Below are 9844 nucleotides of genomic sequence, written 5' to 3'. Positions count from 1 at the left end.
GGGGGGCGGCCCCCTCCCCGCCCACCCACCGGTCCGGGGGGCTCCCCCCCAGACCCCGCTCCTCAAACGCCGGAGGGGCTGGATTTGCCCGGGGGCTGGATTTTGCCCGGCGGGGCTGGAACGTGCCGCTGAGCGGCAAATCAGCCCGCCAGGGCGCGCCTCGCAGGCTGCCGCCGGCCAAATCCAGCCTCGCCGGCGTTTGAGGCAGGGGGCACCCCCGGCGGTAGCTGGGGGAGGGTCCGGGCAGAGCCCGGGAGGCCCCGCGCAGCGGACCCGGAGCCGCCCGCCGGCGCCGCTCATGCGTTCGCGCAAGCCCCCGATCGGTAAAACCCCCTCCCGCCGAGCGCAGCGGTACGGCAGGATCACCAGATGGAGCACGTACGAGATCTCACGCTTCTGCCCAAGGCCCACCTCCACCTGCACTTCACCGGCTCGATGCGGCCGTCGACCCTGCTGGAGCTGGCCGACAAGTACGGCGTCCGGCTGCCCGACGCCCTGACCGGCGGCGAGCCGCCCAAGCTCCGCGCCACGGACGAGCGCGGCTGGTTCCGCTTCCAGCGGCTCTACGACGCCGCCCGCTCCTGCCTCCGCGAGCCCGAGGACATCCGCCGCCTGGTCCGTGAGGCCGCGGAGGAGGACGTACGGGACGGCAGCGGCTGGCTGGAGATCCAGGTGGATCCCACCTCCTACGCCCCCCTCCTCGGCGGGATGATCCCGGCCGTCGAGATCATCCTCGACGCCGTCGACGCCGCCTCCCGCGAGACCGGACTCGGCATGCGGGTCGTCATCGCGGCCAACCGCATGAAGCATCCGCTCGACGCCCGGACCCTCGCCCGGCTCGCCGTCCGCTACGCCGACCGCGGCATCGTCGGCTTCGGCCTCTCCAACGACGAGCGCCGCGGCATGGCCCGCGACTTCGACCGGGCCTTCGCCATCGCCCGCGAGGGCGGCCTCCTCGCCGCCCCGCACGGGGGCGAGCTGACCGGCCCGTCCTCCGTCCGCGACTGCATCGACGATCTGCACGCGGCCCGCATCGGGCACGGCGTCCGGGCCGCCGAGGACCCGCGGCTGCTGAAGCGGCTCGCCGACCGGCAGATCACCTGCGAGGTCTGCCCGGCGTCCAACGTGGCCCTCGGGGTCTACGAGCGCCACGAGGACGTCCCGCTGCGCACCCTCTTCGAGGCCGGGGTCCCGATGGCCCTGGGCGCGGACGACCCGCTGCTGTTCGGCTCCCGGCTCGCGGCCCAGTACGAGATCGCCCGCCGCCACCACGCCTTCACGGACGCGGAGCTCGCCGAGCTGGCCCGCCAGTCGGTGCGCGGCTCGGCCGCGCCCGCCGACGTACAGGAGAAGCTGCTGACCGGGATCGACCACTGGCTGGCCTCCTGAGGCAGCCCGCCCGGGCTCACTTCATGAGGCGCAGATCGCCCTCGTGGCAGTCGGCCCGCACCCGCGCGCCGTCCGGGAAGCCGATCTCCAGGTGGGTGCGGCCCTGCGCGGGCAGCGCGTACTCGGCGACCGATTCGACGGTTTCACCCAGATGGCGCAGGAAGGGGTGGTCGCCGAGGTCCTCGCCGACCTCGATGCGGCCCCACTCCCCCATGTCGTAGGCGTCGTGCGGCGGGGCGGATTCCACGATGAGGCAGGCGTCGGACCCGGTGGTGATCCGGGTGGACTCGCCGGCGCTGTCGAGGAGCCAGACGTCGAGGGGCGCCTCGGAGCGTTCGCCGTCGCTGATGTGCCAGGACGCGACGACTCTTCTGATCGTGCGTCCCACCAGCCGGGTGGGGTCCGTACCGGCCCCGTGCAGGGGACAGAGCATGGGCGGCCGGGGCTCCTCAGATGCTGACGCCGACCGTCACCGGCTCGTTGACCAGGGTGACGCCGAAGGCCGCGTGGACCCCCGCGACGACCTCGCGGGCCAGTGCCAGGAGGTCTTCGGTGGTGGCATCGCCGCGGTTGGTGAGGGCGAGGGTGTGCTTGGTGGAGATGCGGGCGGGGCCGTCGCCGTAGCCCTTGGTGAAACCGGCCTTGTCGATCAGCCAGGCCGCGCTGGTCTTCGTACGGCCTTCGCCGGCCGGGTACGCGGGCGGGGCGGTGTCGGGGCCGAGCCGCTCCTGTGCGCGGGCGAGGAAGGCGGCGTAGGCCTCGTCGCCGAGAACCGGGTTGTGGAAGAAGGAGCCCGCCGACCAGGTGTCGTGGTCCTCGGGGTCCAGGACCATGCCCTTGCCGGCGCGCAGCCGCAGTACGGTCTCGCGGGCCTGCGCCGCGGGCACCCGGTCTCCGGCCTCGACGCCGAGGGCGCGGGCGGTCTCCGGGTACTTGACCGGCGCGGACAGCCCGCCCGCGTCCTCCAGGGCGAAGCGCACGCGCAGGACGACGTACCGGTCCGGCTGGTGTTTGAAGAGGCTGTCGCGGTACGAGAACGCGCATTCGGCGGCCGACAGCGTGACCGTCTCGCCGCGCGTGCGGTCGTAGGCGACGACCTCGGTGATCGTGTCGCAGACCTCCTGGCCGTAGGCCCCGACGTTCTGGATCGGGGTGGCGCCGGCCGACCCGGGGATCCCGGCGAGGCATTCGACGCCCGCGAGCCCCGCTTCCACGGTCCGGGCGACGGCCTCGCTCCAGTTCTCGCCGGCGGCCAGCTCCAGGCGCGTGCCGTCGAGCGTGAACCCGGTGGTCGCGATGCGCAGGGCGGTGCCGTCGAAGCCCTTGTCGCCGATGACCAGGTTGCTGCCGCCGCCGATGACCAGGAGCGGGGTGCCGCTCTCGTCCGCGGCGCGCACGGTGGCGACGACCTCGGCGTCGGTGGTCGCGGTGACCAGCCGGGCGGCGGGGCCGCCGAGTCGGAAGGTGGTCAGCGGGGCGAGAGGGGCATCGTGGAGTTCCAGCACGTGGACAAGAGTACGGTCCGCGTCCCCCCAACCGGGCGGGGCCACGGACCGCGGTCTCCCGGCGTTCCTTCTGGCGTTCCTTCTGGCGTTCGTTCTCGCGTTCCTTCTGGCACGGATCTTCGTACGAAGCTCCGTGCGGTTCGGCGGCTGCGGTTCTCCCGCCGCTCAGCCCCCGGCGGGCACCTTTTCGAGAGCGGAAGCCCCCTGCTCCACACCCGTTCCCTGCTTCTGCTCCTGCTGCTGGGACCGCCCCGGCAGCAGCAGCGCCAGCCCGGCCGCCACGGCTACGACCGCCGCGCCGATCCACACGGCGGGGACGGTCCCGTCGGTGAAGGCCTGCCCGGACTCGTAGCCGCCCCGGGCGGAGAAGACGGAGGCGAGGACGGCGACGCCGAGGGCTCCGCCGACTTCGCGCAGTGCGCTGTTGGCTCCGGCGGCCTTGCCCTGGTCGGCGGGGGCTACGGTGGACATGAGGGCGTTGGAGGCCGGGGCGAAGTACAGGCCCATGCCGATCCCGGCGATGATCAGGGCCGGCAGCTGGTCGGCGTAGGAGAGGTCCGTGTTCAGGATCGTGGCGAACCAGCCGAGGCCGATCGCCTGGAAGGCCAGCCCGGCGGCGACGACGGGGCGGCTGCCGATCCGGTCGGAGAGGACCCCCGCCATCGGCGCGACGAGCATGGGCATGCCGGTCCAGGGCAGCATGCGCAGCCCGGCTTCGGTGGGCGAGTAGCCGACGACGCCCTGGAGGAACTGGCTCAGCAGGAAGATCGAGCCGAACATCCCGCAGAACATCAGCAGGCTCGCCATGTTGATGCCGAAGAAGCCCCGGTCGCGGAAGAGCCGCATGGGCAGCACGGGGTTGGCGCTGACGAACCCGTGGCGGATGAACACGCCCACCAGGACCACCCCGAGGGTCAGGGCGGTGAGCACGAGCCCGCTGGTCCAGCCGTGCGCGTTGGCGTTGACCAGCCCGTAGACGATCCCGAAGAGCCCGCCGCTGATGAGCAGCGTGCCGGGAACGTCGAGCTTCGCCCGCGGTGCGGTCGACTCGGCGAGCCGCAGCCGGGCGAGCGGGATCAGGGCCAGCCCGATCGGGACGTTCAGCCAGAAGATCCACTGCCAGGAGATGTGCTCGGTGAGACCGCCACCGATGAGCGGTCCGCAGGCGACGGCCAGGCCGCTGAGGGCTCCGTAGATCCCGAGGGCCATGCCCCGGCGGGCGGCGGGCACGGCGACGGTGAGCAGGGTGAGCGAGAGCGGCATCATGACCGCCGCGCCCACCCCCTGGACCGCCCGTGCGGCGATGAGCGCGTCGATCCCGGTCGACAGCGCGGCCGCGGCGGAGGCGCCGGTGAAGACGACCATGCCGGCGATGAAGAGCCGCCGCCGTCCGAAGCGGTCGCCCAGGGCCGCGCCGAACATGAGGAGGACGGCGAAGGTGAGCGTGTACGCGTTCACCGTCCACTCCAGGTCCTCCAGCTTCCCGCCGAGATCGGCGCGGATGGCGGGGAGGGCGGTGGTGACGACGAGGTTGTCGAGCGCGGCCATGAAGCCGGCGGCTCCGGTGATGACGAGGGCCCATATCGCGGGCCCCCGTAGCTTGGTGCCGGTGCCGGTGCCGGTGTCTGTGCCGGTGTCTGGCATTACTCCCCCAAAATTAGTTATTGGTCACTAACTTCACAGGACAGGACTCCGCGCCGCGAAGCCACAGGCCAGGCCACCGGACCGGAGAACCGCTTCCGAGATCTACTGGGCGCTCTCCTGAGCCTGAGGCTGGGCCTGAGGCTGGGCCTGGGGCCGGGCCTGGGGCCGGATGCCGGGATAGCAGCCGTCCCACACCCGGTGGTCGGGCGGGAACCCCATGGCCGACAGCGTGTTGATCAGCATCCCGTAGGCCAGGAAGCTGGTCGTCTCCTTCACGTCCGCGCCGAGCGGCACGTGGAGGGTCTCCCACAGCTCCATCCAGGCGGTCCGCACCATCTCCCCGAATGCCGGCTCCCCGGCGGCTTCGGCGGCGGCGACGGTCACGTACGTCTGGAGCTGCATCTGGAGCTTCTCCGGATGCTCGGCGATCAGGTGCATGTACGCGGCACCCATCGCCTGGACCATCTCCTCGCCCCCGCCCCCGCCCCCGCCCCCGCCCTCGTGGGCCTTGGCGGCCTCCTCGAAGACGAGCCGGATGTCTTCCATGCAGCGGTCGGCTGCGGCGAGGAAGATCGCCTGCTTATTGGGAAAGAGCCGGAACAGGTAGGGCTGCGAGACCCCGACCCGCTTGGCGATCACCTCGGTGGAGGTCCCGTAGTACCCGCCCCGGGCGAACTCGCTCATCGCCGCCCGGATGACGGCCTCGCGTCGCTCTTCCGCACTCATCCTTGCCATGGGTTCGAAGTTAGTGGTCCATCACTAACTTGGCAACCCTCCCGCAGACGGGGAGAGCGGGCAAACAGAAGGCGGGCAGACGCAATCGCCTGCCCGCCCATCCACCTGTCGGCCCATCCACCTGTCGGCCCATCGGCCCACCCGGCGGAACTACGCCAGCGCGACCACCGCGCGCGACATCCCCAGTACCTTCTGGCCGGCGCTCATCGCCGTCAGGTCGACCCGTACCCGGTTGTCGTCCAGCTTCGCCGCGACCTTCGCCGTGACCTCGATCAGCGCGCCCTGACCGTCGTTCGGGACGACGACCGGCTTGGTGAACCGCACCCCGTACTCCACGACGGCGCCCGGGTCGCCCACCCAGTCCGTGACCACGCGGATCGCCTCGGCCATGGTGAACATGCCGTGCGCGATCACGTCCGGCAGCCCGACCTCGGTGGCGAACTTCTCGTTCCAGTGGATCGGGTTGAAGTCACCCGACGCACCCGCGTACCGGACCAGCGTGGCCCGCGTCACGGGGAAGGACGCCGCGGGCAGCTCGGTGCCGACCTCGACCTCGTCGTACTGGATCTGCGCAGCCATCTCAGGCCTCCTCAGGGGCGCGGGAGACGAGCTTCGTCCACGCCGTCACCACGTGCTCGCCGGTCTCGTCGTGGACCTCACCGCGGATGTCGATGATGTCGTTGCCCGCCATCGACTTCACGGCCTCGATGGTCGAGGTCACCGAGAGCCGGTCGCCGGCGCGCACCGGGCGGGAGTACGCGAACTTCTGGTCTCCGTGCACGACGCGGCTGTAGTCCAGCCCCAGCTGCGGGTCCTCGACGACCTGGCTCGCCGCCGCGAACGTGATGGCGAACACAAAGGTCGGCGGGGCGATCACATCCAGGTGACCGAAGGCCTTGGCGGCATCGGGGTCGGTGTAGACGGGATTGGCGTCACCCACCGCTACCGCGAATTCGCGGATCTTCTCCCGGCCGACCTCGTACGGATCGGTGGGCGGGTAGCTCCGCCCCACGAAGGACTGGTCGAGCGCCATGACCCACTACCTCCTAGTGAAACGACACGAGGCCGCCCCCCAAATGAAGGGGACGACCTCGTGACGGTGCCTGTTATTCGAGACTTCGCTGGGGTCAGCGGGTCTCGCGGTGCGCGGTGTGCGAGTTGCAACGCGGGCAGTGCTTCTTCATCTCAAGACGGTCCGGGTTGTTACGCCGGTTCTTCTTGGTGATGTAGTTCCGCTCCTTGCACTCCACGCAGGCCAGCGTGATCTTCGGGCGGACGTCGGTGGCAGCCACGTGAGTGCTCCTTGACGGACATTAGGGACGGATGAACGCATAAAAGAGTAGCCGATCGGGAGACCGACCCCGCAATCGGCTACTGTGTGTAGCGGCGACCGGACTTGAACCGGTGACACAGCGATTATGAGCCGCTTGCTCTACCGACTGAGCTACGCCGCTTTGATGAGATCCGCTCCCCACCCGAGGGTGGGGAACCTCTCTCACCAGAGCCCCAATGCGGAATCGAACCGCAGACCTTCTCCTTACCATGGAGACGCTCTACCGACTGAGCTATTGGGGCGAGCGAGGAAGACATTACACGGTGGTCCGCCGATCGCCCAAATCCTTTGCGGGGCCTGGCCTCGGAGCCCTCCCGCCGAGTTTCTTGATCGGCCCGAAACGCCTCCCCGGGACCTCCGGAGACGCTTTTCACCCCGAAAAGTGTCCGGGGTCACACCGGAGCCGCACCGGGATCGACCGGCGTCACGCCGGGAGTACGCAGGAAGTGCGCCGGAAGTGCGCCGGGGTCACCTCGCGGGCGCACCGGTACGACTATTGCCCTCTTCCGTGAAGCGGGCACCCCCGCCCCCTAGGCTCTGAGCACGCTGCGTGATCTTGGGCCGCGGGCTGCGGCCACGGGCCCAGGAACCGCCCGAGCCACCGCAGGAGCGCGATGTCCGACAGCCAGCCGCAGCAGCAGCCGTCCCACTCCCCGCGGAACCGCCCGACCGGCGACGGGAGCCCCACGGCGGCGGCCGAATCCACCACCCTCCTCCTCGCCGGCGCCCGCCTCACCGACGGCCGCACCGTCGACGTCCGCCTCGCCGGCGGCCGGATCCAGGCCGTCGGCACCGCCGGCAGCCTGCCCGCCTCCGCGGGCTCCCGCGTCGACCTCGGCGGCTACCTCCTGCTCCCCGCCCCCGCCGAGCCCCACGCCCACGGGGACACCGCCCTGACCGCCGACAGCGAAGGGCCCGTCTCCTACGCCCCCGACGAGGTCCAGCGCCGCGCCACCGAGGCCGCGCTCCTCCAGCTCGGCCACGGAGCCACGGCCGTACGGTCCCACGTGCGCATCGGGGACGTGCACGGGATCGGCCCCATGGAGGCCGTGCTCCAGGCCCGGCGCTCCCTGCGCGGGCTCACCGACCTCACCGCCGTAGCCGTGCCCCGGCTGCTGACCGGGGTGGCCGGGGCCGACGGGCTCGCCATGCTGCGCGACGCCGTGAAGATGGGCGCCTCCGTCATCGGGGGCTGCCCCGACCTCGACCCCGACCCGACGGGCTTCCTCGAAGCCGTACTGGAGCTGGCGGCCGAGCACGGCTGCCCCGTGGACCTGCACACCGACGGGGACGACCCCGCCCGCCTGTCCCGGCTCGCGGCGATGGCCGGCGGGCTGCGGCCGGGGGTGTCCATCGGCCCCTGCGGGGGCCTGTCCCGGCTCCCGCTGGACGTGGCGCACCGGGCCGCCGACCAGCTGGCAGCGGCCGGCGTACGGGTCACCTGCCTCCCCCAGGGCGATTGCGCGGCCCTGGAACGCCGCGGCCTGCGCACCGCACCCGTGCGGCTGCTGCGCACCGCCGGGGTCCGCGTCGCGGCCGGCAGCGGGGCGCTGCGGGACACCGGCAACCCGGTCGGCCGCGGGGACCCGCTCGAAGCCGCGTACCTCCTGGCCTCCCAGGGCGGGCTCCGCGCCGCCGAGGCCTACCACTCGGTCAGCGCGGCCGCCCGGGAGGCGATGGGGCTGCCGGAGGTGCGGGTGGAGGCCGGTTTCCCCGCCGAGCTGCTCGCCGTGCGCGGGGACCGGATCGCGAGCGTGCTGTCCCTGGCCTACAGCCGGATCGTGATCCACCGCGGCCGGGTGGTAGCCCGGACGAGTGCCGTACGGGAGTACTGCGACTCCGCCGTCGCCGTGGCCCTGGACCTGCCCCGGCAGGGCCGTATGGAGCCCGGTCCCTGAGCGTTCACCGCATGTTCCCGGGCGCCCTGGCCCGGCTCGTCGTACGGTCGGGACATGCGCATCGTCATCGCGGGTGGACACGGTCAGATCGCGCTGCGGCTGGAGCGCCTGCTCGCCGCGCGCGGGTACGAGGTCGCGGGCATCATCCGCGACCCGGCACAAGGCGACGACCTCAGGGAGGCGGGCGCCGAACCGGTGCTGTGCGACCTGGAATCGGCGTCGGTCGAACATGTGGCGGGCATCCTGCAGGGCGCGGACGCCGCGGTGTTCGCGGCCGGCGCGGGTCCCGGCAGCGGAGCCGGACGCAAGGACACGGTGGACCGGGGCGCGGCGGTGCTGTTCGCGGACGCGGCCGAACGGGCCCGGGTGCGCCGCTTCCTGATGGTCTCTTCGATGGGCGCGGACGCGCGGCGCGAGGGTGACGAGGTCTTCGACGCCTACCTCCGCGCCAAGGGCGAGGCGGACGACCACGTCCGCACCCGGCTGGGCCTGGAGTGGACGGTCCTGCGGCCCGGAGCGCTGCTCGACGACGCGGGTACGGGCCTGGTCCGCCTGGAGGCGCAGACGGGCCGCGGGCCGGTCCCGCGCGACGACGTGGCGGCGGTGCTGGCCGAGCTGATCGAGACCCCCGCGACGGCCGGCCTCACCCTGGAACTGATCTCCGGCTCGACCCCGGTCCCGGTGGCGGTCAAGGACGTGGCGGGCAACTAGGTCCGAACGGCTCGCGCGATGAGGTCGTGGACCAAGAACTCCCCGGGGCCGCGGTTCTCTTTGAGACGGGCGAGGTCGTCGGGGCCGAACCAGCCGTAGGCGGAGTGCTTGGACCACTCCAGCGCCGGGTCGTCCAGGTCTCCGTCGACCTCGACGAGATAGTCGGCCTCGTGCCGGAGCCCGCCGCCGTCGTCGCCCGTCCACGTCGCGGTGCCGAGGAACCGCCGTACGCGGGTCAGGCGCCAGCCGGTCTCCTCCGCGACCTCGCGCGCGAGGGCCTCCAGGACCGTTTCGCCGGGCTCGACGTGGCCGCCCACGATGTCCCAGGTGTCGGGGAAGAGGCGCCGGTCCGGGCTTCGCTTCTGCGCGAAGGCCGCGCCGTCCCGGTTGAGGATGACGGCGCCGACGGTCCAGACCTCGCCCGCCGCGGGATCGGGCACTTCGACGTCCTCGTCGACGGTGAACGACGGGGGGTGAGTGGGCATGGCCCACAGCGTAGGCCGGGTGTTCCCGCGGCCCGGGGGGGGGGGGGGGGGGGGGGCCCGCCGCGGGGGGGGGGGGGGCGCGGCGTGGGAGCTTATGTGGTGAGAGCGAGGGTGGGGGTCAGTAGTGAGAGATGTCTGCGAGGT

General features: G+C 72.2%; 11 protein-coding genes and 2 tRNA genes. 3 read left to right on the top strand and 10 right to left on the bottom strand.

Annotated features, from left to right (window positions below; genetic code table 11):
• The first annotated feature begins 369 nt into the window (after positions 1–369).
• Positions 370–1389 carry an adenosine deaminase gene (locus tag ACFXDJ_RS28710; protein ID WP_384658441.1) on the top strand — a complete coding sequence of 340 codons (1020 nt, stop codon included), beginning with the start codon at positions 370–372 and terminating at the stop codon, positions 1387–1389.
• 16 nt (positions 1390–1405) lie between these two features.
• Here the strand turns inward: ACFXDJ_RS28710 and ACFXDJ_RS28705 are convergent, their stop codons facing one another.
• From ACFXDJ_RS28705 to ACFXDJ_RS28665, 9 genes are all read right to left on the bottom strand, one after another.
• The gene (locus ACFXDJ_RS28705; protein WP_384658438.1) at positions 1406–1822 is read right to left on the bottom strand and encodes a hypothetical protein; all 417 of its coding nucleotides are present in this window, start codon (positions 1820–1822) and stop codon (positions 1406–1408) included.
• A gap of 16 nt (positions 1823–1838) precedes the next feature.
• Entirely contained in the window at positions 1839–2894 is a 1056-nt protein-coding gene (locus tag ACFXDJ_RS28700) for a UDP-N-acetylmuramate dehydrogenase (RefSeq protein ID WP_384658436.1), read from the bottom strand.
• A 165-nt stretch (positions 2895–3059) separates the two neighbouring features.
• Positions 3060–4538 carry a DHA2 family efflux MFS transporter permease subunit gene (locus ACFXDJ_RS28695; protein ID WP_384658433.1) on the bottom strand — a complete coding sequence of 493 codons (1479 nt, stop codon included), beginning with the start codon at positions 4536–4538 and terminating at the stop codon, positions 3060–3062.
• Positions 4539–4640: 102 nt separating this feature from the next.
• On the bottom strand, positions 4641–5273 hold the full coding sequence (locus ACFXDJ_RS28690; protein ID WP_384658431.1) for a TetR/AcrR family transcriptional regulator: 633 nt from the start codon (positions 5271–5273) through the stop codon (positions 4641–4643).
• Positions 5274–5423: 150 nt separating this feature from the next.
• On the bottom strand, positions 5424–5852 hold the full coding sequence (locus ACFXDJ_RS28685; protein ID WP_384658428.1) for a MaoC family dehydratase: 429 nt from the start codon (positions 5850–5852) through the stop codon (positions 5424–5426).
• Position 5853: 1 nt separating this feature from the next.
• The gene (locus ACFXDJ_RS28680) at positions 5854–6306 is read right to left on the bottom strand and encodes a MaoC family dehydratase N-terminal domain-containing protein (RefSeq protein WP_384658425.1); all 453 of its coding nucleotides are present in this window, start codon (positions 6304–6306) and stop codon (positions 5854–5856) included.
• A gap of 94 nt (positions 6307–6400) precedes the next feature.
• Positions 6401–6565 (bottom strand): 50S ribosomal protein L33, encoded by a 165-nt coding sequence (gene rpmG / locus ACFXDJ_RS28675; protein WP_003956487.1) that lies wholly within the window; start codon positions 6563–6565, stop codon positions 6401–6403.
• An 89-nt stretch (positions 6566–6654) separates the two neighbouring features.
• Positions 6655–6727 (bottom strand) — tRNA-Met (locus ACFXDJ_RS28670).
• Between the two features lie 48 nt (positions 6728–6775).
• A tRNA-Thr gene (locus ACFXDJ_RS28665) sits at positions 6776–6848 on the bottom strand.
• Positions 6849–7220: 372 nt separating this feature from the next.
• Between ACFXDJ_RS28665 and ACFXDJ_RS28660 the strand changes: the two genes are divergently transcribed.
• Both ACFXDJ_RS28660 and ACFXDJ_RS28655 read left to right on the top strand, forming a co-directional pair.
• Positions 7221–8504, top strand: coding sequence for an amidohydrolase family protein (locus tag ACFXDJ_RS28660; RefSeq protein WP_384658422.1), 1284 nt, complete (start codon positions 7221–7223; stop codon positions 8502–8504).
• A gap of 54 nt (positions 8505–8558) precedes the next feature.
• Positions 8559–9215 carry an SDR family oxidoreductase gene (locus ACFXDJ_RS28655; protein ID WP_384658419.1) on the top strand — a complete coding sequence of 219 codons (657 nt, stop codon included), beginning with the start codon at positions 8559–8561 and terminating at the stop codon, positions 9213–9215.
• Here the strand turns inward: ACFXDJ_RS28655 and ACFXDJ_RS28650 are convergent.
• Positions 9212–9700, bottom strand: a complete 489-nt coding sequence (locus tag ACFXDJ_RS28650) for an NUDIX hydrolase (protein ID WP_384658417.1) — start codon at positions 9698–9700, stop codon at positions 9212–9214. The genes ACFXDJ_RS28655 and ACFXDJ_RS28650 overlap by 4 nt on opposite strands.
• Between the last annotated feature and the right edge of the window lie 144 nt (positions 9701–9844).

Origin of the sequence: Streptomyces sp. NPDC059443 (assembly GCF_042750105.1) — a bacterium.
Lineage (GTDB): Bacteria > Actinomycetota > Actinomycetes > Streptomycetales > Streptomycetaceae > Streptomyces.
Note: the sequence above shows the minus strand (reverse complement) of the source record. Positions and strands in the feature narration are given on the sequence as shown.

Bases quoted from the DNA above. Each gene is read 5' to 3' on its own strand.
- ACFXDJ_RS28710 (WP_384658441.1), top strand. From the start codon at position 370: ATGGAGCACGTACGAGATCTCACGCTTCTGCCCAAGGCCCACCTCCAC.
- ACFXDJ_RS28705 (WP_384658438.1), bottom strand. From the start codon at position 1,822: ATGCTCTGTCCCCTGCACGGGGCCGGTACGGACCCCACCCGGCTGGTG.
- ACFXDJ_RS28680 (WP_384658425.1), bottom strand. From the start codon at position 6,306: ATGGCGCTCGACCAGTCCTTCGTGGGGCGGAGCTACCCGCCCACCGAT.
- ACFXDJ_RS28660 (WP_384658422.1), top strand. From the start codon at position 7,221: ATGTCCGACAGCCAGCCGCAGCAGCAGCCGTCCCACTCCCCGCGGAAC.
- ACFXDJ_RS28695 (WP_384658433.1), bottom strand. From the start codon at position 4,538: ATGCCAGACACCGGCACAGACACCGGCACCGGCACCGGCACCAAGCTA.
- ACFXDJ_RS28655 (WP_384658419.1), top strand. From the start codon at position 8,559: ATGCGCATCGTCATCGCGGGTGGACACGGTCAGATCGCGCTGCGGCTG.
- ACFXDJ_RS28685 (WP_384658428.1), bottom strand. From the start codon at position 5,852: ATGGCTGCGCAGATCCAGTACGACGAGGTCGAGGTCGGCACCGAGCTG.
- ACFXDJ_RS28690 (WP_384658431.1), bottom strand. From the start codon at position 5,273: ATGGCAAGGATGAGTGCGGAAGAGCGACGCGAGGCCGTCATCCGGGCG.
- ACFXDJ_RS28650 (WP_384658417.1), bottom strand. From the start codon at position 9,700: ATGCCCACTCACCCCCCGTCGTTCACCGTCGACGAGGACGTCGAAGTG.